The following is a 21,814-nucleotide window of genomic DNA, read 5'->3' on the forward strand; positions in this document are numbered from 1 at the left end:
TCGGAAGAATCGTGGAGAACCTGATCGCGCTGCTCATCGCGGCGCCCCTGCTCGGAGCGGCCGTCCTCCTGGTCGGCGGCCGGCGGCTGGACGCCGTCGGCCACTGGATCGGCACCCTGTTGTCGACCGTCTCCTTCGTGTTCGGCCTCATCCTCTTCGTCGACCTGCTCGGCAAGGGAGCCGAACACCGCACCTTGATCAAGCACCTGTACAGCTGGGTGCCGGTGGCCGGCTTCCAGGCGGACGTCACCTTCCGCCTCGACCAGTTGTCGATGACGTTCGTGCTGCTGATCACCGGCGTCGGCTCGCTGATCCACCTGTACTCGGTCGGGTACATGGAGCACGACGAGCGGCGCCGCCGCTTCTTCGGCTACTTGAACCTGTTCCTCGCGGCGATGCTGCTGCTCGTCCTCGCCGACAACTACCTGCTGTTGTACGTCGGCTGGGAGGGCGTCGGCCTCGCCTCCTACCTGCTGATCGGCTTCTGGCAGCACAAACCCAGCGCCGCGACGGCCGCGAAGAAGGCCTTCCTGGTCAACCGCGTCGGCGACATGGGCCTGTCGATCGCGATCATGCTGATGTTCACCACCTTCGGCAGCTTCGCCTTCGGCCCGGTCCTCAACCACGCCGGTGACGCCTCCGAGGGCAAGCTCACCGCGATCGGCCTGATGCTCCTGCTCGCCGCCTGCGGCAAGTCGGCCCAGGTGCCGCTGCAATCCTGGCTCGGGGACGCCATGGAGGGCCCCACCCCGGTCTCGGCCCTGATCCACGCCGCGACGATGGTGACCGCGGGCGTCTACCTGATCGTCCGCTCCGGAGCCGTCTTCAACGCCGCCCCCGACGCGCAGTTGGCCGTCACAGTGGTCGGCGCCGTCACGCTCCTGTTCGGTGCGATCGTCGGTTGTGCGAAGGACGACATCAAGAAGGCACTGGCCGGCTCGACCATGTCTCAGATCGGCTACATGATCCTCGCCGCGGGCCTCGGCCCCATCGGCTACGTCTTCGCGATCATGCACCTGGTGACGCACGGCTTCTTCAAGGCCGGGCTGTTCCTCGGCGCGGGTTCCGTCATGCACGGCATGAACGACGAGGTCGACATGCGCAAGTACGGTGGCCTGCGCACGTACATGCCGGTCACCTTCATCACCTTCGGCCTCGGCTACCTCGCCATCATCGGCTTCCCGGGCTTGTCCGGCTTCTTCTCCAAGGACAAGATCATCGAGGCGGCCTTCGCCAAGGGCGGCACCGAAGGCTGGATCCTCGGCGGCGCGGCCCTGCTGGGCGCGGCCATCACCGCCTTCTACATGACGCGCGTGATGCTGATGACCTTCTTCGGCGAGAAGCGCTGGCAGCCCGACGAGAACGGGCACGAGCCGCATCCGCACGAGTCGCCCAGGGTCATGACGATCCCGATGATCCTGCTCGCGGTCGGGTCGGTATGCGCCGGTGGCCTGTTCAGCATCGGCGACCGCTTCCTGCACTGGCTGGAGCCGATCACGGGACACAGCGAGGGCAACTCGCCGCTCAGTGCGGCGGCGGTCACCGGCGCGACCATGGTGTGCCTGGTCATCGGCGTCGGCATCGCCTGGGCGCAGTACGGCCGGGGGCCCGTACCGGTCGTCGCCCCGCGCGGCTCGCTGCTCACCCGGGCCGCCCGGCGCGACCTGCTCCAGGACGACTTCAACCATGTCGTCCTGGTGCGCGGCGGCGAGCACCTCACGCGCTCCCTGGTGTACGTCGACCACACCCTGGTCGACGGCGTCGTCAACGGCACGGCGGCCGGCTTCGGCGGCCTGTCCGGGCGGCTGCGCCGGATCCAGAACGGCTTCGCCCGCTCCTATGCGGTCTCGATGTTCGGCGGTGCGGCACTCCTGGTCGCCGCGACCCTGCTGATGAGGGCGGTCTGATACCGATGTCCTTTCCTCTGCTGACAGCGACGGCGGCGCTCCCGGCCATCGGGGCCGTCGCCACGGCCGCCGTACCGGCCGCGCAGCGCACTGCCGCCAAGTGGCTGGCGCTGCTGGTCTCGCTCGCCACGCTCGCCCTGGCGATCACCGTCCTGGTCCGCTTCGACCCGGACGGCGCCCGCTACCAGCTCACCGAATCCCACGCTTGGATCAAGGACTTCGGGGTCAGGTACGACCTGGGCGTCGACGGCATCGCGGTCGCCCTCCTCGCGCTGACCGCCCTGCTGATCCCGTTCATCGTCCTCGCGGGCTGGCACGACGCCGACCCGCTGGAGACGGGGAGCAAGAGGTGGCGGCCGACGCAGGGTTTCTTCGCCCTGATCCTGGCTGTCGAGGCGATGGTGATCATTTCCTTCGAGGCCACCGACGTCTTCGTCTTCTACATCTTCTTCGAAGTCATGCTCATCCCGATGTACTTTCTCATCGGCGGCTTCGGGGACCGTGCCCACGAGCACGGCGAGAAGGCGGCCTCGACGCAACGGTCGTACGCGGCCGTGAAATTCCTCCTCTACAACCTGGTCGGCGGTCTGATCATGCTGGCCGCGGTGATCGGCCTCTACGTGGTCGCCGGGAACTTCAGCCTCCCGGAGATCGTGCAGGCCCGTGCCAACGGCTCGCTGCACATGGCGACCAGCACCGAACGCTGGCTGTTCCTCGGCTTCTTCTTCGCCTTCGCTGTGAAGGCTCCGCTGTGGCCGTTGCACACCTGGCTGCCCAACGCCATGCAGGAGGCCACCGCCCCGGTGGCCGTCCTCATCACCGCGGTCGTCGACAAGGTGGGCACCTTCGCGATGCTCCGCTTCTGCCTCCAGCTGTTCCCGGAGGCCAGCAAGTGGGCGACGCCCGCCATCCTCGTCCTGTCCCTGATCAGCATCGTCTACGGCGCACTGCTCGCCGTGGGCCAGCGGGACATCAAGCGGCTGGTGGCTTACGCGTCGATCTCGCACTTCGGCTTCATCATCATGGGCATCTTCGCGATGACCAGCCAGGGCCAGTCCGGCGCCACGCTCTACATGGTCAACCACGGCATCTCCACGGCCGCGCTGATGCTGGTCGCCGGCTTCCTGATCTCCCGGCGCGGCTCGCGGCTCATCGCCGACTACGGAGGCGTGCAGAAGGTCGCCCCGCTGCTCGCCGGCACCTTCCTGATCGGCGGCCTCGCCACTCTCTCGCTGCCCGGCCTGGCGCCGTTCGTGAGTGAGTTCCTGGTCCTGGTCGGCACGTTCGCGCGCTACCCGGCGATCGGCGTCATCGCCACCTTCGGCATCGTCCTCGCCGCGCTCTACACCCTCGTGCTGTACCAGCGGACGATGACGGGCCCGGTGAAGCCCGAGGTCTCGGCGATGCCCGACCTCCGCGCGCGCGAGTTGGTGGTCGTCGCCCCGCTGATCGTGTTGCTGATCTTCCTGGGCGTCTACCCGAAGCCCGTCACGGACATCGTCAACCCGGCGGTCAAGCAGACCATGACCGACGTACACAAGACCGACCCCAAGCCCTCGGTGGAGGCGGCCAAGTGAGCGCAACAGTCGTCCACAGCCTGTGGACAACCGCGGCCGACCCGATCTCGAAGATCCCGGCGCCGAAGATCGAATACGGGCAATTGTCGCCGACTTTGATCGTCGTCGGTGCGGCGCTGGTCGGCGTGCTGGTCGAGGCGTTCGTCCCGCGCAAGTCCCGCTACTACGCGCAGGTGTTCGTGTCCGTCGTAGCCCTGTGCGCCGCGTTCGCCGCGGTGGTCGCGCTCGCGGCCGACGGGTACGGCACCACGAAGGCGCACATCGCGGCCATGGGGGCGATCGCGGTCGACGGACCGTCCCTGTTCCTGCAGGGCACGATCCTGCTGGCCGGTCTGGTCGGCCTGTTCACCTTCGCCGAGCGGCGCCTGGACCCGGCGGCGCACGGCAACCGGGTCGACTCCTTCGCCGCGCAGGCCGCGTCCGTGCCGGGCGGCGACAGCGAGAAGGCCGCCGTGAAGGCCGGGTTCACCACCACCGAGGTCTTCCCGCTGCTGCTCTTCGCGATCGCCGGCATGCTGGTGTTCCCCTCGGCCAACGACCTGCTGACGCTGTTCGTGGCCCTGGAGGTCTTCTCCCTCCCGCTGTACCTGCTGTGCGCGCTGGCCCGCCGCAAGCGGCTGATGTCGCAGGAGGCTGCGGTCAAGTACTTCCTGCTCGGCGCGTTCGCCTCGGCGTTCACGCTGTTCGGCATCGCGCTGCTGTACGGCTATGCGGGCTCGGTGTCGTACGCGCGCATCGCGCAGGTCGTCGACGGCACGGTCACCAACGTCGATCCGGCACTGGCCAACACCATGGGCAACGACGCGCTGCTGCTGCTCGGCAGCGCCCTGATCGTGATGGGCCTGCTCTTCAAGGTGGGCGCGGTGCCGTTCCACATGTGGACGCCGGATGTGTACCAGGGGGCGCCGACCCCGGTGACCGGGTTCATGGCGGCGGCGACGAAGGTGGCGGCGTTCGGCGCGCTGCTGCGCCTGCTGTATGTCGTCCTGCCCGGGATGCGCTGGGACTGGCGGCCGGTCATGTGGGCGGTGGCGATCATCACCATGCTGGGCGGTGCGATCGTCGCGATCACGCAGACCGACATCAAGCGGCTGCTGGCGTACTCGTCCATCGCGCACGCCGGATTCATCCTTGCGGGTGTCATCGCGACCTCGAAGGACGGCGTGTCGTCCGTCCTGTTCTACCTGGCCGGGTACTCGTTCGTGACGATCGGAGCCTTCGCGGTGGTCACGCTGGTGCGCGACGCGGGCGGCGAGGCGACGCACCTGTCCAAGTGGGCCGGGCTCGGCCGCCGCTCCCCGTTGGTGGCGGCGGTGTTCGCGGTGTTCCTGCTGGCCTTCGCCGGTATCCCGCTGACCTCCGGTTTCGCCGGGAAGTTCGCCGTGTTCAAGGCGGCCGCCGACGGCGGGGCGGCCCCGCTGGTCGTGGTCGGTGTCATCTCCTCGGCGATCGCCGCGTTCTTCTACATCCGCGTGATCGTGCTGATGTTCTTCAGCGAGCCGAAGCCCGAGGGCCCGACCGTGGCCGTGCCGTCGCCGCTGACGATGGCGGCGATCGGTATGGGTGTGGCGGTGACGCTGGTGCTCGGTGTGGCGCCGCAGTACTTCCTGAACCTGGCGAGCCAGGCGGGCGTCTTCGTGCGCTGAGGCAGGCGGTACGGCTGTGCGGCCCCGGTCCCTCCGAGCGAGGAGCCGGGGCCGTCGCGCATCAGTGGCCCGCCATGGCCTTCGTGCTCTGCGTGCTCTGTGTGCCCTGCGTGCCCGAGGAAGGGCACTTCACGTTCGGGTTCCACTGGGCGAACAGGCCGCTGGGGTTCTTCTTGTAGAGCCACACGTGCAGGTCGTAGTGGGTCGGCATGCCCGGGTAGTGGCCGGCCATCGGGCCTTGGAAGTCGTGTCCGAACAAGCGGGGCCGTTGCATGTTCTTGCCGGTGACCGGGACGACCCACTCCACGCCGACGAGCCGGAGCGTGCCGTGGCCGGCGTCCTCGTAGAGCAGGGCGCCGGGCTTCTCCGGGTCGAGGGAGCCGAAGTGGGACTCGTTGAAGTAGTGGAATCCCATGCCACCCTGGGGGCGGGCCAGACACAGGTGGGGCTCGTAGCCGTCAGCGGTTGCGAGCGGCACGTAGCGGTACTGCGCGGTCGCCGCGTACGCCGCGACCAGCTGCGGGTCGGTGAAAGGGTCCTGGTCGGTGGCATGGGCGGGCGCGGATGCGGGCAGGGTGAGGGCCGAGACGAGGGTGAGGGCGGCTCCGGCGAGACGAGCGATCATGAGGTGGGGCTCCTTGGGGCAGGCGCGGGTGGATCGGGGCACGCGTGCGATCGGGCGCGAAGCGTGATCCGCGGGCTGGAGCGGGCCTCCTCCCGGCCCGCTCCAGCAGCCTGTCCCCGGGTGAGGGGAGGCGGCCATCCAGAGACACCCAATGGGTTGAGCGGCTGTGCACGGCTATCCGATGCGCGGAGCGACGGCCGGCGGCCAGCACCCGATGGATTCGTATGACAAGCACACCCCTGCCTGTGGACAACTTCCAGCACTGTCGGCGCGGGCGCCTATCGTGGACGCAGCGGTCGAGGAGAGACGCACGGGGGACAGGACGCGGGGGGACAGGACGATGGGCGCGACGGGTGAGATCAGCGAGATGCCAAGGATGACCGAGGGGCCGGGCGCGGCCGAGAGCGAGGCGCTGGCCACGCTGCACCGGGTCTTCGGATACGAGGCCTTCCGCGGCGAACAGGAAGCGATCATCGAGCATGTGGTGGCGGGCGGCGACGCCCTCGTCCTCATGCCCACAGGTGGCGGCAAGTCGCTGTGCTACCAGATCCCGGCCCTGGTCAGACCAGGTACGGGCATCGTGGTCTCGCCGCTGATCGCACTGATGCAGGACCAGGTGGACGCCCTGCGGGCCCTCGGCGTGCGGGCCGGCTTCATCAACTCAACGCAGGACTTCGACGAGCGCCGCGTGGTCGAGGCCGAGTTCCTCGCGGGCGAGCTGGACCTGCTGTACCTGGCGCCGGAGCGGCTGCGGGTGGAGTCCACGCTCGACCTGCTCTCCCGCGGCAAGATCTCCGTCTTCGCGATCGACGAGGCGCACTGTGTGTCCCAGTGGGGCCACGACTTCCGCCCCGACTACCTGACCCTCTCGCTGCTCGGTGAGCGCTGGCCGGACGTCCCGCGGATCGCCCTCACGGCGACGGCCACGCGCGCCACCCACCAGGAGATCACCCAGCGGCTGGGCCTGCCGACGGCCCGCCACTTCGTGGCCAGCTTCGACCGGCCCAACATCCAGTACCGCATCGTGCCCAAGGCCGACCCCAAGAGGCAGCTGCTCGCCTTCCTGCGGGAGGAGCACGCGGGTGACGCGGGCATCGTGTACTGCCTCTCCCGCAACTCGGTGGAGAAGACGGCCGAGTTTCTGAGCAGCAACGGCGTCGAGGCGGTGCCGTACCACGCGGGCCTGGACGCGGGCATGCGCGCGGCCCACCAGTCCCGGTTCCTGCGCGAGGAGGGCCTGGTCGTGGTCGCGACCATCGCCTTCGGCATGGGCATCGACAAGCCGGACGTGCGTTTCGTCGCCCACCTGGACCTGCCCAAGTCGATCGAGGGCTACTACCAGGAGACGGGCCGCGCGGGCCGTGACGGACTGCCGTCCACCGCCTGGATGGCATACGGCCTCAACGACGTCATACAGCAGCGCAAACTGATCCAGTCCGGCGAGGGCGACGAGGCGTTCCGCCGCCGGGCCGCCGCCCACCTCGACGCGATGCTCGCCCTGTGCGAGACCGCCCTGTGCCGGCGTGGCCAGCTCCTGGCCTACTTCGGCCAAGACCCCTCCGCCGATGGCTGTGGCAACTGCGACACCTGTCTCACCCCGCCGGAGACCTGGGACGGCACGATCGCCGCGCAGAAGGTGCTGTCGACGGTGGTACGGCTGCAGCGGGAGCGCGGGCAGAAGTTCGGTGCCGTGCAGATCGTCGACATCCTGCTCGGCAAGCGCACCGGCAAGGTGATCCAGTTCGACCACGACCAGCTGTCCGTCTTCGGCATCGGCCAGGACCTCACCGAGGGCGAATGGCGGGGCGTCGTCCGGCAGCTGCTCGCCCAGGGGCTGCTCGCGGTCGAGGGGGAGTACGGCACGCTGGTGCTCACCGAGGCGAGCGGTTCGGTACTGCGGCGGGACCGCGAGGTGCCCCTGCGCAAGGAACCGGTGAAGCCGGCCGCCTCCCGGTCGGGCTCGGGCACCTCCTCCGGCCGCGGCGACCGCAAGGCCAAGGTCGCAGCGGCGGAGCTGCCCGACGAGCTGCTCCCCGCTTTCGAGGCCCTGCGCGCCTGGCGTGCCGAGCAGGCCCGGGAGCAGGGTGTCCCGGCGTACGTCATCTTCCATGACGCCACCTTGCGGGAGATCGTCACCCAGCGGCCCGGATCGGTGCGGGAGCTGGGCACGATCAGCGGCGTCGGCGAGAAGAAGCTGGCGACGTACGGGGAAGCAGTGCTCGGTGTGCTGTCCGCACTGGACGGTGCGAGCCCGGCCCCCGAAATCGGCCCGGCAGCTGACGCCGCGCCCGCACCCGGTGAGTCCCTGCAGGACGACTGGCCCGAGCTGGCGGACGAGCCGGAGCCGGACGACTGGATATAACGCGCAGATCTTGGAGGCCCGTCTTCTCCTCGGGCGCCGCGCCTGAGGAGATGCGGGGGATCGTCACAACCCCCGCGCCGCATACGCCCTGACGTCTGCGTCCGAGTCGGCCGTGGCCGTGGCCAGGGCCGCGCGGGCCTCCTTGGCGGCGTTGTGCCGGGTCAGAGCCAGGACCGCCGCCTTGCGCACATCGGCGTTGGGATCGGCGAGGGCCTTGGCGAGAGCGGCGACGGCCGGGCCGGCGGGTGCGACCGACAGCGCGGTGGCGGCCCCCGACCTGACCTGCCAGGCAGGGTCGGACAGAGCGGTCACGGCTCGGGCGGCCAGCGGCGCCGGGCAGCCGGCCGTGGCCAGCGCCCCCAGCGCGGCACCGCGCACCAGCGGGTCGGCGTCCTCGGTGAGCCGGTCCAGCGCGCCGGTGAGCAGCCCCCGGGCCTGCGGGTCCAGGGGCGCCGAGCTGACGGCGGCCAGCGCCTTGGCCACGGTGACGCGGACCTCCCGGGAGGGATCGTTCGCCGCACCCGCCAGCGCTCCGGCCGCGTCGACCGAGACGAGGGCTCGCACGGCTTGGATGCGCACGGTGATGTCGGGGTCGGCCAGGGCGGAAGCGAACACGCCGGCTTCGCCCAGCCGCAGGGCGCGGAGCACATCGAGGGCGGCGGCGCGGACCACAGGGTCGGCCTCGGTGAGCGCGCCGGTGAGCGCGGCACCCAGGGCGGGGTCGGACGGCAGGGTCTCGACCAGCTCGCGCAGTGAGGCCGCGGCAGCCACGCGGACCTCGGCGTCGGGGTCGGCGAGGGCACCGGCCAGGGCCTGCCCGGTGCCGGGCGGCACGCTCTCGGTGAGCACCGAGACGGCCGTACGCCGGACTGCCGGGTCGAGGTCGGACAAGTAGGGCTTCAGGAAAGCCAGTTCGGGCTCCTCCTCGGCCAGCTCCAGCAGCTCCAGGAGCCGTGGCGAGGCGGTGTCCCGGGCGCGGCCCGGATCCGTGGGCCCGGCGGCGCGGGTGGACGTCGGTCCGGCGGCGCCCGGTGCCACGTTGCGCGGGCCGGCCGTGGCGACGTCCTCGGCGCGGACCTCGCCCAGTTGCCGGGAGCGACCGCCGACCGGGGCGAAGCCTCCGACCGGGACCAGATAGGGAGCCACGGGACGGGCCGTGAACTCCATCGCACCAGAGGGGGACTTGTGCAGATCGAGATGGTGGAACCAGGAGGCGTCGTCGCGCCGGGGGTGATCGATGCGATCGTGATAGAGCCCCCAGCGGGACTCGGTGCGGGCAAGGGAGGCCCGGGCGGCCATCTCCGCGCAGTCGCGGATGAAGGTGACCTCGGCGCAGCGCATCAGCTCGTGCGCGGTGCGGGCGCCCATCGCGGCGATGTCCGCGCGCATCCGCTCGAACGCCTCCAGGGCGAGGGAGAGGCGGGCGCCGGACTTGGGCGGTGCCACGTAGTCGTTCACGAAGCGGCGCAGTTTGTACTCGACCTGGGTCTGCGGCGGGCCGTCCGGGTTGCGCAGCGGGCGGTAGATCAGCTCGTGCGCCTCGCGCAGCTGGTCCGCGGGAAGTGCTCCGTCGTACGCCGTGTACTGGGCGGCGTCCGCGCCCGCGAGGTCGCCGAAGACGAAGGCGCCGATCATGTAGTTGTGCGGGACGCAGGCCAGGTCGCCCGCGGCGTACAGACGGGCGACGGTCGTACGGGCGTGGTCGTCGACGCGGACGCCGGAGGCGGAGTGGCCGCCGCACAGGCCGATCTCGGAGATGTGCATCTCGACGTCGTGGGTGCGGTAGTCGTGCCCTCGGCCGGCGTGGAAGGTGCCCCGGGTGGGGCGCTCGGTGGAGTGCAGGATCGACTCCAGGGCCGAGACCGACTCCTCGGGAAGATGGCTCAGCTTCAGGTAGACCGGGCCGCGGTCGCTCGCCACCTCCGCCGCGAACTCCGCCATCATCTGCCCGGACCAGTAGTCGGAGTCGACGAAGCGCTCCCCGTTCCGGTTGACCTGGTAGCCGCCGAAGGGGTTGGCGACGTAGGCGCAGGCCGGACCGTTGTAGTCCTTGATCAGCGGGTTGATCTGGAAGCACTCGATACCGGTCAGCTCGGCCCCCGCGTGGTAGGCCATGGCGTAACCGTCGCCGGCGTTGGTCGGGTTCTCGTAGGTGCCGTAGAGGTATCCGGAGGCGGGCAGGCCGAGGCGGCCACAGGCACCGGTCGCGAGGATCACCGCGCCCGCGCGGACGGTGACGAAGGCGCCGGTGCGGGTGTGGAAGCCGACGGCACCCACGGCCCGCCCGTCATCGGGCGCGGTCAGCACGCGCACGGGCATGACCCGGTTCTCGATGCGGATCCGCTCCCGCATCTCCCGCCGCCGCAACTGCCGGTACAGGACCTTCTTGACGTCCTTGCCCTCCGGCATCGGAAGCACGTACGAGCCCGAACGGTGGACCTGGCGGACCGCGTAGTCGCCGTGTTCGTCCTTCTCGAACTTGACCCCGTACGACTCCAGCCGCTGGACCATCGCGAAGCCGCGGGTGGCGGTCTGGCGGACGGTGGACTGGTCGACGATGCCGTCGTTGGCGCGGGTGATCTCGGCGACGTAGCCGTCGGGCTCGGCGCGGCCCGGGACGACCGCGTTGTTGACGCCGTCCATGCCCATGGCGAGCGCGCCGGAGTGACGGACGTGGGCCTTCTCCAGGAGCAGGACGTTCGCACCGCGCTCGGCGGCGGTCAGGGCGGCCATGGTTCCGGCGGTGCCGCCGCCGATGACGAGTACGTCGCAGGTCAGCGTCTCGGCGTCGGTGACAGCGGGGATCTCCGAGAGGGTCTGTGCGGGGGTGTTCGCGGGGGTGGTCACCGGGGTGCCTTTCAGGTGCCGAGCGAGGAGAGGACGGCGCGGCGCAGGGTCACGCGGGCCGGGTCGTCGAGGGCGCCGCGGTCACGCGGGCGCGGTACGTCGCGTACGGCGGCCACGCGGCCGGCGCTGAGGAGGGCGACGCGGTCGCCGAGGAAGAGCGCCTCGTCGACGTCGTGGGTGACGAAGACGACGGTCGCACCTGTGCCGCGCAACACCTCCACCAGTAGGTCCTGCATGCCGGAGCGGGTCTGCGCGTCGAGGGCACCGAAGGGTTCGTCCATGAGGACCACGCGCGGGCTGTCGGCCAAGGCGCGGGCCAACTGGGCGCGTTGGCGCTGCCCGCCGGAAACACGGTGCGGCAACTGCCCTGCCTGTGCGCTGAGGCCGACACGGCCGAGCCAGGACTCGGCCCGGGCACGGCGTTCCGGGCGCGGTACGCCACTGATGGCGAGCGGGAGTTTGACGTTTCCGCGCAGGGTGCGCCAGGGCAGCAGCGCGTCCTCCTGGAAGACCAGCGCACGGTCGGCGGACGGTCCGGTCAGCGGGCGGCCGTCCTGCTCCGCCGCCCCGGCCAGCGGGGACAGCAGCCCGGCGAGCGTGCGCAGCAGCGTCGACTTGCCGCAGCCGGAGGGGCCGACGACGGCGAGGATCTCGCCGGGCGCGACGTCCAGGCCGACGTCGTGCAGGACCGGGGCGCCCGGCCGCCCGAGGACCGCGGCGCGCAGGGTGAGCCGGGTGCCGCGTTCGCCCTCCCGTGCCGGCGCGGCCGAAGGTGCGGCGGTCTCGACCGCCTCAGACGAGGTGCTCATCGCGCGCCTCCTGCTCGGTGTCGTCGTGGCCCTGGTGCTGGGCCTCGGCCTGGTTCTCGGGGTCGCTGCCTGCCCTCACGCCGACCGGGGCGGCGACCCGGGGCACCGGGGTGCGGGGCCGGCCGCCGGGGGTGTACGAGGTGCGGGGCAGCCAGCGGGTCAGGCGCCGGCCGAGCACTTCCACGGCCGTGGAGGTGACCCAGCCGAGCACGCCGATCGTGACCATGCCGACGAAGACGCCCGGGTAGTTCACAACGGTGTAGTCCTGCCAGGTGCGGTAACCGACGCCGTACTGACCGGAGATCATCTCGGCGGAGATCACACAGATCCACGAGACGCCGATGCCGACCGACAGGCCGCCGAAGATGCCGGGCAGCGCGCCCGGCAGGACCACCGAGCCGAGGATTCGCAGCCGGCCGCCACCGAGGGTGCGCACCGCCTCCTCCCAGGCCGGGGTGAGCGCGCGGACCGCGTGCCGGGTCGAGACCAGCACGGGGAAGAAGGCCGCGGTGCAGGTGATGAAGACGATGCCTTGTTCGTTGGAGGGGAAGAGGAGGATCGCGACGGGGACGAGGGCGATGGCCGGGATCGGGCGGATGACCTCAAGGACTGGGCCGAGCAGGTCCTCGGCGAGGCGCGAGCGGGCCACGAGCACGCCCGTTGCCACGCCCAGGACGGCTGCCAGCGCGAAGCCGGTGAGGATCCGGGTGAGGCTGTCGGTGAGGTCGGTCCAGTAGTCGGTCCCGGTGAGACGCTCGGCGAAGGCTCCGGCCACGTCGGTGACCGTCGGGAACTGCGAGAAGTGCAGCCACAGATCGACGTCCAGGCCGGTCAGCAGCTGCCACAGGCCGAGCGCGGCGGCCAGCGAAGCCACCCGCAGCGCATACCGGGCGAGCGGCCGCGGGGTCATGAGGACCGTCCCAGCGCGTAGCTGTACGAGACCGTACGGGCGCCGCCGTGAGCCGCGATGTACGCCTGTGCGGTCGCCGGGGCCACGAAGGGCAGCAACCGGTCGCCGTCGGTCACCCAGACCGCCTTGTCGGCGAACCAGAGGGTGCCGATGGTGGCGTCGGGGACGTAGGCGGCGCGGATGCCGTTCCGGTGCCCGGCCACGTAAGCCAGCAGCCCCTTCGGGGACGTGAAGGAGACGGTCTTCTCGCTGCCCTTGGCCCAGACCTCGCTCGCGGCCGGTGTGGGTGCGGCGGCTAGCCGCTGGGCGTAGGCGGCGCCGAGTGCCTTCTTCACGTACTGGTCGTCGACGAAGGAGTCCACGTCGATGTCGCCGGTCAGCTTGGCGGCCTTCAGCACGGAGACGTCCTGCTTCAGCGCCGAGACGAGCCGGGGTTTGACGGCCGGGCCGAAAGTGGCGATGCCGTGGGCGCCGTTGTAGAGGTAGACGACCTCGGCGGGCAGGCCGGTGGCCTTGGCGACCTTCTCCGCGGCGGCCACGGGATGGTCGTTGAGGTAGTCCGTGGCCTGCGCCTGGGCCTTGAGGAAGGCCTCCAGGGCGGCCGGGTGCTTCTGGGTGAAGTCCTCGCGGGCGGTGACGCCGTGGAAGGTGGGAAGGTTCAGCTGAGCGCCGTCGTACAGCGCCTTCGCCTTGCCCTGGTAGGCGAGCAGGCCCGGCCAGGCGACGAACTGTGACAGCGCGTCCACGCTGCCGGCCGAGAGGGCCGAAGCGCCCACGGCGGGCTGCTGGTTGAGCTTCGAGATGCCGGTGTTCGGATCGATGCCGACGCGCTGCAGGGCCCGTACGAGGGTGCCGTCGGCGGCGGAGCCGACGCTCGTGGAGACCCTCTTGCCCTTGAGGTCTTCCAGCGAGGAGAGCTTGGAGTCCGGGGCGGTGACCACGGTGTTGAGGCCGCCACGCAGGTTGTAGCCGGTGACCGACACCAGGTGGGTGGGGCGGCCGAGCTGCTTGCCGCGGGCCGCGTTCAGCAGCAGCGGGAAGTCGCCCATCGAGCCGATGTCGATCTTCCCGGCGGTCATCTGGGCGGTGATCGGGGCGCCGGTGGCGTAGTCCTGCCAGTCGACCTTGTAGGTGTGGCCGTCGTGGAGGGAGTTCAGCTGCTTCTCGAAGTAACCCAGGGCGCGGAGCAGGGTTCCCGCGGTGACCGTGTTGATGGTCTTGGACTGGTAGCCGACGGTCACGGTGACCGTCGAGCCGCTGCCCGCCTCGGCGCTGCCGCCGCAGGCGGACAGGGGCAGGAGGAGCGTGGTGGCGGACAGGGCAACTGCCATGCGTTTCATGGTGGTTCGGCCTCTCACCGGAGTAGATAGGGCATGTTGACCGTGACGGCTCCGGTGGGACAGCGGGCCGCGCACGGGCCGCAGTACCAACACTCGTCGACGTGCATGTACGCCGTGCCGCTGCTCTCGTCGATGGCGAGGGAGTCCAGCGGGCACATGTCCACGCAGAGCGTGCAGCCGTCGATGCACTTCGACTCGTCGATGGTCACGGGCACGTCGGCCCGCTGGGGCGCCAAGGGCATGGCTGTCTCCAGGAAACGGGGTCAGGCAGGGGGTTACAGGGAGGCGGGCGCTACACAGCGCGGTGCAGGAGGCCGCTCATGGTGATGCGGTCGCCGCGGAAGCGGATGAACTCCAGGTCGACGGGGCGGCCGTCGGCGAGGTGCGTGAGGCGTTCCAGCATCAGCACGGCGGCGCCGCGCGGGGCCTGGAGCACGGCGGCGGAGTGGGCGTCCGCGTTCACCGCCTCCAGGGTGATCTCGGCATGGCCGAGGTGCCGGCCGGTGATGGCTTCCAGGAGGCGGAAGACGTCGGTGTTCTCCAGGTCGGCGCCGAGCAGGGCGATGCCGATGTCGAGCGGGATGTAGGTGAGGTCGAGGGAGAGGGGGAGGCCGTTCAGGCGGCGCAGGCGTTCGATGTAGAGGACGTCGGCGCCGGGCGGGACGCGGAGGCGTTCGGCCACCGGAGCGGGGGCGGGGGCGGGGCCCATGGTGCGGACCTCGTTGGTGACACGGCCGTGTTCGCGGAGGGTTTCCGCGAGGCCCATCAGGCGGTCGAGCCCGTGCGGGTACTTCCGGGCGACGACTACGGTGCCGACACCGGGCAGCCGCTCCACCAGACCTTCCGCCCGGAGCAGGTCCAGGGCTTGGCGGACGGTGTTGCGGGAGGCGCGGTAGTCGGTGGCGAGGGTGGACTCGTGGGGGAGGCTGCCGTTCGTGTAGGCGCCGGTGAGGAGTTGGTGGCGCAGCAGGTCGGCGAGCTGCCGGGCCCGGTCCGCACGCAGCCGGCGACGCGTGCGGTGGGCGGCGACGGTGGTCGCGGCGCCCTGACCGGCATGGTCTCGGGGGCGGTCGGTGGGTGGCATGGCTGGAACCATACCGACGGGGTGGGGAATGGGGTGTTGCTGGAGTGTTGCGCCAGGTGAGGGGGCGTTGGGCGGGGCGCTGAGCTGGGCCTTTGCTCGGGGGCGGGGAAGATCTGCCACTCGGCCGACAGCCCTGTGTGCACGTCCGGCGGGTCAGGTCAGGGCCGTCAGTCCGGGAGCGAACGTGATCAGGAGCGGCAGCAACGGCACCAGCGCGGCCACCGTTGTCGTCAGTGCCCGGTGCCGGAGCAGCAGCCGCGGCGGGGGCTCCAGGAGGCGGTCCACGCGTTCGCCGAGCAGGCGACGGCTGGAGGCACAGGACAGTACGCCGCGGTGCTGGTTCAGCTCGATCAGGGCCAGGGCGGTGGTGAGGTGGCCGCAGCGCCGGGACGCTGTGTCGTCGGCAGCCAGTTCGACCAGCCGGTGCGTCTGGTCGCAGAAGTGGGCGAAGAGCGGGACGCGCGGGAAGCCCGTGGCGAGCGCGGTGGACAGGTGGAGCAGCCAGTCGTGGTGGGCGCGGGCGTGACCGCGCTCATGGGTGAGGACCGCATCCAGTTGATGGTCGGTGAGGCGGTGCAGCGCCCCGGTGGTCACGACCAGCTGGGGCGGGTGGCCGGGCATCCACCAGGCGTCCGGATACTCGTCCTCCAGCACCAGCATCGGTCCGCGCGCCGCCGGCAGCCCCGGGGGCAGGTCGGGGGCGCGTTCGCGCAGATGCGCCCGGGTCTGGCCACGGCGGCGGCGCACCTCGGCGAGTTCCCGGGCCAGCATCGCCGTCGTCCAGGCGGCCCCGCACGCCAGCAGCATGGTGAGGGCGACGGCCCAGACCGGGGCGGCGGACAGGTCGTACGCGGCGGTGACGGCGGGCGGCGCGGGAGCGAACACGTGATCGCGGACGGTGTGGAAGACGGCCGCCGCGCCCAGGACCAGCGCGGTCAGACAGCACAGCAGGACCGTGGCGACCAGGCACTGCCACACCCACAACGCGACCACGGGTTCCCGCTCGGGCCAGGCGGCCCGGGTCAGCGCGCGCGGCGCCGGTACGGCTGCCGTCAGGGCGACGACGCTCATGAGGAGCAGGCAGACGGTCATGCCGGGGCTCCGGTTCCTGGTCGGAGTGGTGTGCGGGTGTCAGGTGGTGCGGGGTGATGCGCCGGGGCGCGTCGCGTGGTGCGTGTCCCCGTCAGTATGACGGTGGGAGACGGCACGAGTCAGGTGTCGACGGCGATCCGGCCGCCTTCGTTCGAGTCCGGCTCGCCTTGCTCCGCCTTCGGCTGTCCTCCTTCTCCCTACTCCTGCAACGCTCGCCGCACCGCCTCCAGCACCTCTCCCTCCCCGAACCCCAGAGCCCGCGTCCACGTCACGAAATCCCGGGTCACCTCAGCGAGTTCCGCTGCTTCGCGGCGGCGCGCCCCCGGCGGCAGCGGAGCCACCCGCGTCCCCGCGCCCCGCCGGGTCAGGATCAAAGACGCGGCCTCCAGTTCGCGGTAGGCCCGGGCGACCGTGCCGGCGGCCAGTCCCAGGTCGGCCGCCAGTTGCCGTACGGTCGGCAGGCGCTCGCCCTCCGGCAGGCGGCCGGTGGTGATCAGGGCGGCGAGCTGGGCGCGGATCTGTTCGTACGGCGGGACGGGGCTCGTCGTGTCGACCCGTACGACGGCGCCGCTCACCGGCGCACCCCAGGGGCCGCGGGGCGTCGCCACGCTGTCCGGGGCGAGCAGATGGTGAAGAGCATCCACGGCCCGGTCACCAGCGAGACCAGCGCGAGTGGCACCAGCACCACGTTGGCGACGGTCCCTACGGGGCCGTCGCACGACACGCTCAGCAGCGAGGCCGACGCGGTCGTGGCCGCGCCGAGCAGGGAGACCGAGACGACGAGCCCCCATGCCGCGACGATCGCCAACGCGCGGTCGCGGCGGGACTGCTCGTCGCCGGGCCGGGTGGCGATCCGCCGCAGCGACCAGCCGCAGGCGACCGTGGCGACGGCGAGGGAGGCCAGCATCGGCAGGCCGTAGTACAGCCCGGGCCAGGGGCCGTGCGACTGGGTCACGTTCCGGCAGGTCAGGGTGAGTGAACGGCTCGCCCGCCCCAGGTCGTCCGGTGAGGCCACCGCGCCCGCGACCGTCAGCAGCACCACCAGCGCGCCCGCGAGGGCGACCAGAAGCCAGGTCATCCGGGGCGGCACGTAGTCGCGGACCCGGCGCGGCGCGAGCCCGGCCGTGCGGACGGCACCCCGGGCCGGCGGGGTCAGCGCGTCGCCCACCAGCACGCCGGCCACAGCACACAGGCCGAACGCCGGGATGGCGTACAGCACCCCGTCCCCGTGGCCGAATGTGGACAGCGAGCAGGCCGCGAGGGCGCCCGTGGCCAGGCCCGTCAAGCGGGCGTAGCGGTCGACGGGCGCCCGGGACACCGGATCAGTCGTACCAAGGGCGGGCTCGGACATGAGAAGACCCCCGTGAAAGCGCATGGCTTGTACTCACCGCTTGTATCAAGCAGTGAGTACAAGATGCTTGCCGCGAGGGACTTGTGTCAACTCCTTGCCACAAGGGGTCGCTCACCCCGACACGACGCGCCCGCTGACCTCCCCCAGCCCGACCCGGCCCCCGTCCGCTCCCGGCGCCCACGCCGACAGCGTCACGACGTCCCCGTCCTCCAGGAACGCCCGCTTGCCGTCCGGGAGATCGAGGGGGTCCCGGCCGTTCCAGGTCAGCTCCAGCAGCGAGCCGCGCTGGCCCTCCTGGGGGCCGCTCACCGTGCCGGAGCCGTACAGGTCTCCGGTGCGCAGCGAGGCCCCGTTCACGGTCATGTGGGCGAGCTGCTGGGCGGCGGTCCAGTACATGGAGGAGAACGGCGGCTCGGACACCACATGGCCGTTGATCGCGACGGAGATGCGCAGGTCGTAGCCGCCGGGCTCGACCTCCGGCGCCGAGTCGTCCAGGTAGGGCAGCAGCGGGTGCGTGCGCTCGGGAGGCGCCACGCGCGCGTGCTCCAGCGCCTCCAGCGGGGTGATCCACGCCGACACCGAGGTGGCGAAGGACTTGCCGAGGAACGGGCCGAGGGGGACGTACTCCCAGGCCTGGATGTCCCGCGCCGACCAGTCGTTCAGCAGGCACAGCCCGAAGACGTGCTCCCGGAAGTCGTCCAGCGCCACCGGCCTGCCCTGCTCGGAGGGCACGCCGACCACGAAGCCGACCTCGGCCTCGATGTCCAGGCGGATCGACGGGCCGAAGACGGGTGCCGGGTCGCCGGGGCCCTTGCGCTGCCCGGACGGCCGTACGACGTCCTTGCCCGAGACCACCACCGTGCCGGAGCGGCCGTGGTAACCGATCGGCAGGTGCTTCCAGTTGGGGGTCAGCGAGTCCTCGGCGTCCGGGCGGAAGATCTGGCCGACGTTCCGGGCGTGGTTCTCGGAGGCGTAGAAGTCGACGTAGTCCGCGACCTCGAAGGGCAGGTGGAGGGTCACCGACGAGAGGGGGTGGAAGAGTGGTTCGATCGTCGAGCGGTTGGAGGGCACCGTCACCCAGGCCGTCAGCGCGCGCCGCACGTCCGACCAGGCCGTGCGCCCCGCGGCCAGCAGGGGGTTGAGGGTGGGCTGCGCGAGCAGGGAGACGTACGGCGAGCCGAGCGCGGCGGCAGCGGCGCCCGCGTCGAGGACATGGTCACCCAGCCGGACGCCGACCCTCCGCTCCTGGCTGTCGGCGGGCGAGAACACGCCATAGGGAAGGTTGTGCGGGCCGAAGGGGTCGCCCTCGGGGACGTCGAAGGGGGGCATGGGGTGCTGCCTCGCTCTCATCCGGGCCATGCATGGCACTGCGTTCCATGTGGTCGCACCACACGTTACGGCTGAGTTGCGTGTCTTGGGCAGTGCCGCAAGGTGTGCCCGGAAGGTTGCCCGGGCAGTGTCTAAAGAGTTCGCAATGTCCGAATAGGCCTTGTGGGAGGCGGCAATTCCGGCTTAGCGTCCTTTGGGGGACACGGACGGGGTGGGTCCGGTCCGTAGGGGGGGACACGTGGGGGGACCCGTGGCCGGAAACGCCGTCAGTGTGCCTTTCGAGGCGGACCGTGACGTGCCGGGCCTGATCGTCAAGTTCGGCGACTACCCGCTGCACCACGGCGGTGTCGGCGCGATCCGCAGCCTGGGCCGTCTCGGCATCCCCATGTATGCGATCACCGAGGATCCCTACACTCCCGCCGCCGCCTCCCGGTATCTCAAACGGGCGTTCGTCTGGCCGACGACCGGTGCCGAGGAGCCGGGCCTCCTGGTCGAGGGCCTGCTGCGCATCGGCCGCCGGATCGGCCGCCCGGCCGTCCTGATCCCGACGGACGAGGAGGCCGCCGTCCTCATCGCCGAGCACCAAGGCGATCTGGCCGGTTCCTTTCTCTTCCCGCCCGTCGACCCCGCACTGCCCCGCCGCCTGGCCAGCAAGCAGGGCCTGCACGAGCTGTGCGTGGAACACGGCATCGCGAGCCCCTCGGCCGCGTTCCCGGAGTCGTACGACGAGATCGTCGCCTTCGCCGACACGGCGCGCTTCCCGGTCGTGGCCAAGAACCGGGAGGCCTTCGTACGGCGCAGACGGCCCGCCGTCAACGGCACCACGAGGATCGCCACCCGCGAGGGCCTGCTCACCCTCGCCCGCGACTGGGGCGAGCAGCCCGGAGTGATCCTCCAGGAGTACCTGCCGAGGGAGGAGGCCGAGGACTGGATCGTGCACGCCGCCTTCGACGCGGACTCCGTCCCGCTCGCCCTCTTCACCGGCGTCAAGGTCCGCTCCTGGCCGCCGCACGCGGGCATGACGGCGAACGCGTACGTCGTCGACAATCCGGAACTCGCGGACCTCGCCGCGCGTTTCATCAAACAGATCGGCTTCAGCGGCATCGTCGACCTGGACCTGCGCTTCGACCGGCGCGACGGACAGTACAAACTCCTCGACTTCAACCCGCGCATGGGCGCCCAGTTCCGGCTCTTCGAGAACGAGTCGGGCGTGGACGTCGTCCGCGCCATGCACCTGAACCTGACCGGTCGGCCCGTGCCGGAGGGCGAACAGCGCGCCGGTCACCGCTACATCGTGGAGAACATCGACCTGCCCGCCCTGCTCGCCTACCGCCGCAGCGGCTATACGACGCCGCACGCGCCGGCGAAGGCGAGCGGGACGGAGCTGGCCTGGCTCGCGGGTGACGACCCGCTGCCGTTCCTCACGATGCTCGCCCGCTTCGTGCGCCCGGGCGCGAAGCACCTCTATCAGCTGTGGCGGACCAACCGCCGCGGCAGCAGTACCACCACCGCCACGAAGTAGGCAAGGCCACCAAGGTGGCGCACCGTGTCTCTGGGGAGGGACTTCGTGATTCGACCGGTTGCAGTGATCGGGGCGGGGCCGTTCGGCCTGTCCACCGCCGCCCATCTACGGGCGCGTGGCATCCCCGTCCGCGTCTTCGGCGACCCCATGGTCAGCTGGCGCGACCACATGCCCGAGGGCATGATTCTCAAGTCGACCCCCGCCGCCTCCAACCTCGACTGCCCGCAGCGCGGGCACACCCTCGCCGACTACTGCGATGCGGCCGGTATCCGCCGGCTGGTCACCGACGAGGACATCATCCCGGTGGAGACCTTCATCGCCTACGGCGAGTGGTTCCAGCAGAAGCTGCTGCCCGACCTGGAGCAGGTCCGCGTCGTCTCCGTCGACCGCGACAAGACCGGCGGATTCGAACTCAAGCTGGATTCGGGTGAGTTGTTCACCGCCCGCGCGGTCGTGGTCGCTACCGGCCTGTCGGGACTCGCCCACCTCCCGGCAGAGCTGGCGGGAGCCGCGGCCGACGGACCCGCGCCCACCGGCCCGGTCTCCCACAGCTCCCAGCACCACGACCTCACCCGCTTCGCCGGTAAGGAGCTGATCGTCGTCGGCGCCGGCCAGTCGGCACTGGAGACGGCGGCCCTCGCCGCCGAGGCCGGGGCCCAGGTGCGCATCGTCTCGCGCGGCCGCGGCCGGGTCGCCTTCGGCGCCCCGCCCTGGGAACAGCCGAAGTTCCGCCCCGAGTCCCCCTTCGGCCGTGCCTGGTCCCTGTGGGCGCTCAGCTACTACCCCCAGCCGTACCGCTTCCTGCCCGCACGGACCCGCCACTACCTGGTCCGCCGGGTCCTCGGCCCGCTCGGCGCCTGGTGGCTGCGCGACCGCTTCGCGGACAAGGTCCAGGTCCAGGAGGTCGAGCGGGTGCTGGGCACCGACGCCCCGGACGGCAGCCCGGTCCTCACCGTGCGGACGCACGGCGGACACACCGAGCAGCTGTCCGCCGACCATGTCATCGCGGCCACCGGCTACCACGTGAACATCGCCGCGATGGACTTCCTCGGCCATGAACTGCGCACCCGCCTCGCGGTGAGCCGGGGCACCCCCAGGCTCGGTGCCGGCTACGTCTCCTCCGTCCCCGGCCTGTACTTCACCGGCCTCCCCGCGGCGTCCTCCTACGGTCCGGTGATGCGCTTCGTCTGCGGCACCGCGTTCGCCTCGCCGCGCCTGGCCCAGCATCTGGCGGCGGCGTACGGATGAGGGCCGGAACCAGCCCCTGCGCGGCCTCGGCCGCCTGCTGCCACTGAAGGACCCCCTCGATCAGCCCGGGCGGGCCGGCGGCCCCGGTGGCCGCCACCTCCCGGCCCGGGCGGTACATGCCGAAGATCACGACGGGCAGCGGGCGGCCGAAGAGCTTCTCGACCC

Annotated in this window: 17 protein-coding genes; 6 read left to right on the forward strand and 11 right to left on the reverse strand. The window is 71.2% G+C overall.

What is annotated here, in order from left to right; all coding sequences use genetic code 11:
• Nucleotides 1-11: 11 nt before the first annotated feature.
• From nuoL to nuoN, 3 genes are read left to right on the forward strand one after another with little or no spacing between them, the layout of a single operon-like run.
• Nucleotides 12-1,907 (forward strand): NADH-quinone oxidoreductase subunit L, encoded by a 1,896-nt coding sequence (gene nuoL, locus AQI88_RS10245; protein WP_066995482.1) that lies wholly within the window; start codon nucleotides 12-14, stop codon nucleotides 1,905-1,907.
• A 5-nt stretch (nucleotides 1,908-1,912) separates the two neighbouring features.
• Nucleotides 1,913-3,484, forward strand: a complete 1,572-nt coding sequence (locus AQI88_RS10250) for an NADH-quinone oxidoreductase subunit M (protein ID WP_066995483.1) — start codon at nucleotides 1,913-1,915, stop codon at nucleotides 3,482-3,484.
• Nucleotides 3,481-5,130 carry an NADH-quinone oxidoreductase subunit NuoN gene (gene nuoN / locus AQI88_RS10255; RefSeq protein WP_066995487.1) on the forward strand — a complete coding sequence of 550 codons (1,650 nt, stop codon included), beginning with the start codon at nucleotides 3,481-3,483 and terminating at the stop codon, nucleotides 5,128-5,130. The genes AQI88_RS10250 and nuoN overlap by 4 nt, the downstream gene beginning before the upstream one ends.
• 61 nt (nucleotides 5,131-5,191) lie before the next feature.
• On the opposite strand, the gene AQI88_RS10260 is transcribed toward nuoN, so the two are convergent.
• Nucleotides 5,192-5,755 (reverse strand): hypothetical protein, encoded by a 564-nt coding sequence (locus tag AQI88_RS10260; RefSeq protein WP_066995490.1) that lies wholly within the window; start codon nucleotides 5,753-5,755, stop codon nucleotides 5,192-5,194.
• 340 nt (nucleotides 5,756-6,095) lie between these two features.
• Between AQI88_RS10260 and recQ the strand changes: the two genes are divergently transcribed.
• Nucleotides 6,096-8,117 carry a DNA helicase RecQ gene (gene recQ / locus AQI88_RS10265; RefSeq protein WP_066995493.1) on the forward strand — a complete coding sequence of 674 codons (2,022 nt, stop codon included), beginning with the start codon at nucleotides 6,096-6,098 and terminating at the stop codon, nucleotides 8,115-8,117.
• 63 nt (nucleotides 8,118-8,180) lie between these two features.
• Here recQ and AQI88_RS10270 read toward each other — a convergent pair whose 3' ends face one another.
• From AQI88_RS10270 to fahA, 10 genes are all read right to left on the reverse strand, one after another.
• The gene (locus AQI88_RS10270) at nucleotides 8,181-10,964 is read right to left on the reverse strand and encodes a fumarate reductase/succinate dehydrogenase flavoprotein subunit (protein WP_066995496.1); all 2,784 of its coding nucleotides are present in this window, start codon (nucleotides 10,962-10,964) and stop codon (nucleotides 8,181-8,183) included.
• Nucleotides 10,965-10,975: 11 nt separating this feature from the next.
• Nucleotides 10,976-11,773: an ABC transporter ATP-binding protein gene (locus tag AQI88_RS10275; RefSeq protein ID WP_079057502.1), complete on the reverse strand. Its 798-nt coding sequence runs from the start codon at nucleotides 11,771-11,773 to the stop codon at nucleotides 10,976-10,978.
• The gene (locus AQI88_RS10280; RefSeq protein WP_066995499.1) at nucleotides 11,757-12,683 is read right to left on the reverse strand and encodes an ABC transporter permease; all 927 of its coding nucleotides are present in this window, start codon (nucleotides 12,681-12,683) and stop codon (nucleotides 11,757-11,759) included. Before AQI88_RS10280 ends, AQI88_RS10275 begins: the two co-directional genes overlap by 17 nt.
• Nucleotides 12,680-14,023 carry an ABC transporter substrate-binding protein gene (locus tag AQI88_RS10285; RefSeq protein WP_066995502.1) on the reverse strand — a complete coding sequence of 448 codons (1,344 nt, stop codon included), beginning with the start codon at nucleotides 14,021-14,023 and terminating at the stop codon, nucleotides 12,680-12,682. The genes AQI88_RS10280 and AQI88_RS10285 overlap by 4 nt, the downstream gene beginning before the upstream one ends.
• A 14-nt stretch (nucleotides 14,024-14,037) precedes the next feature.
• Complete coding sequence (locus AQI88_RS10290) at nucleotides 14,038-14,265, reverse strand: 4Fe-4S dicluster domain-containing protein (RefSeq protein ID WP_066995505.1); 228 nt, start codon at nucleotides 14,263-14,265, stop codon at nucleotides 14,038-14,040.
• 50 nt (nucleotides 14,266-14,315) lie between these two features.
• The gene (locus AQI88_RS10295) at nucleotides 14,316-15,107 is read right to left on the reverse strand and encodes a GntR family transcriptional regulator (protein ID WP_066995509.1); all 792 of its coding nucleotides are present in this window, start codon (nucleotides 15,105-15,107) and stop codon (nucleotides 14,316-14,318) included.
• Nucleotides 15,108-15,260: 153 nt separating this feature from the next.
• Nucleotides 15,261-16,199, reverse strand: a complete 939-nt coding sequence (locus AQI88_RS10300; RefSeq protein WP_066995511.1) for a M56 family metallopeptidase — start codon at nucleotides 16,197-16,199, stop codon at nucleotides 15,261-15,263.
• Between the two features lie 197 nt (nucleotides 16,200-16,396).
• The gene (locus AQI88_RS10305) at nucleotides 16,397-16,774 is read right to left on the reverse strand and encodes a GntR family transcriptional regulator (RefSeq protein WP_066996090.1); all 378 of its coding nucleotides are present in this window, start codon (nucleotides 16,772-16,774) and stop codon (nucleotides 16,397-16,399) included.
• Nucleotides 16,771-17,550 (reverse strand): hypothetical protein, encoded by a 780-nt coding sequence (locus AQI88_RS10310; RefSeq protein ID WP_066995513.1) that lies wholly within the window; start codon nucleotides 17,548-17,550, stop codon nucleotides 16,771-16,773. Before AQI88_RS10310 ends, AQI88_RS10305 begins: the two co-directional genes overlap by 4 nt.
• A gap of 111 nt (nucleotides 17,551-17,661) precedes the next feature.
• Complete coding sequence (fahA, locus tag AQI88_RS10315) at nucleotides 17,662-18,879, reverse strand: fumarylacetoacetase (RefSeq protein ID WP_066995515.1); 1,218 nt, start codon at nucleotides 18,877-18,879, stop codon at nucleotides 17,662-17,664.
• Between the two features lie 271 nt (nucleotides 18,880-19,150).
• Between fahA and AQI88_RS10320 the strand changes: the two genes are divergently transcribed.
• Nucleotides 19,151-20,401: a carboxylate--amine ligase gene (locus tag AQI88_RS10320; protein WP_066996093.1), complete on the forward strand. Its 1,251-nt coding sequence runs from the start codon at nucleotides 19,151-19,153 to the stop codon at nucleotides 20,399-20,401.
• A 45-nt stretch (nucleotides 20,402-20,446) separates the two neighbouring features.
• Nucleotides 20,447-21,649, forward strand: a complete 1,203-nt coding sequence (locus AQI88_RS10325) for an FAD-dependent oxidoreductase (RefSeq protein ID WP_066995516.1) — start codon at nucleotides 20,447-20,449, stop codon at nucleotides 21,647-21,649.
• The last annotated feature ends 165 nt before the right edge of the window (nucleotides 21,650-21,814 follow it).

This window comes from Streptomyces cellostaticus (genome assembly GCF_001513965.1).
GTDB lineage: Bacteria > Actinomycetota > Actinomycetes > Streptomycetales > Streptomycetaceae > Streptomyces > Streptomyces cellostaticus.

Bases quoted from the DNA above. Each gene is read 5' to 3' on its own strand.
- fahA (WP_066995515.1), bottom strand. From the start codon at position 18,879: ATGCCCCCCTTCGACGTCCCCGAGGGCGACCCCTTCGGCCCGCACAAC.
- AQI88_RS10250 (WP_066995483.1), top strand. From the start codon at position 1,913: ATGTCCTTTCCTCTGCTGACAGCGACGGCGGCGCTCCCGGCCATCGGG.
- AQI88_RS10290 (WP_066995505.1), bottom strand. From the start codon at position 14,265: ATGCCCTTGGCGCCCCAGCGGGCCGACGTGCCCGTGACCATCGACGAG.
- AQI88_RS10285 (WP_066995502.1), bottom strand. From the start codon at position 14,023: ATGAAACGCATGGCAGTTGCCCTGTCCGCCACCACGCTCCTCCTGCCC.
- AQI88_RS10295 (WP_066995509.1), bottom strand. From the start codon at position 15,107: ATGCCACCCACCGACCGCCCCCGAGACCATGCCGGTCAGGGCGCCGCG.
- AQI88_RS10275 (WP_079057502.1), bottom strand. From the start codon at position 11,773: ATGAGCACCTCGTCTGAGGCGGTCGAGACCGCCGCACCTTCGGCCGCG.
- AQI88_RS10280 (WP_066995499.1), bottom strand. From the start codon at position 12,683: ATGACCCCGCGGCCGCTCGCCCGGTATGCGCTGCGGGTGGCTTCGCTG.
- AQI88_RS10300 (WP_066995511.1), bottom strand. From the start codon at position 16,199: ATGACCGTCTGCCTGCTCCTCATGAGCGTCGTCGCCCTGACGGCAGCC.
- AQI88_RS10260 (WP_066995490.1), bottom strand. From the start codon at position 5,755: ATGATCGCTCGTCTCGCCGGAGCCGCCCTCACCCTCGTCTCGGCCCTC.
- AQI88_RS10310 (WP_066995513.1), bottom strand. From the start codon at position 17,550: ATGTCCGAGCCCGCCCTTGGTACGACTGATCCGGTGTCCCGGGCGCCC.
- recQ (WP_066995493.1), top strand. From the start codon at position 6,096: ATGGGCGCGACGGGTGAGATCAGCGAGATGCCAAGGATGACCGAGGGG.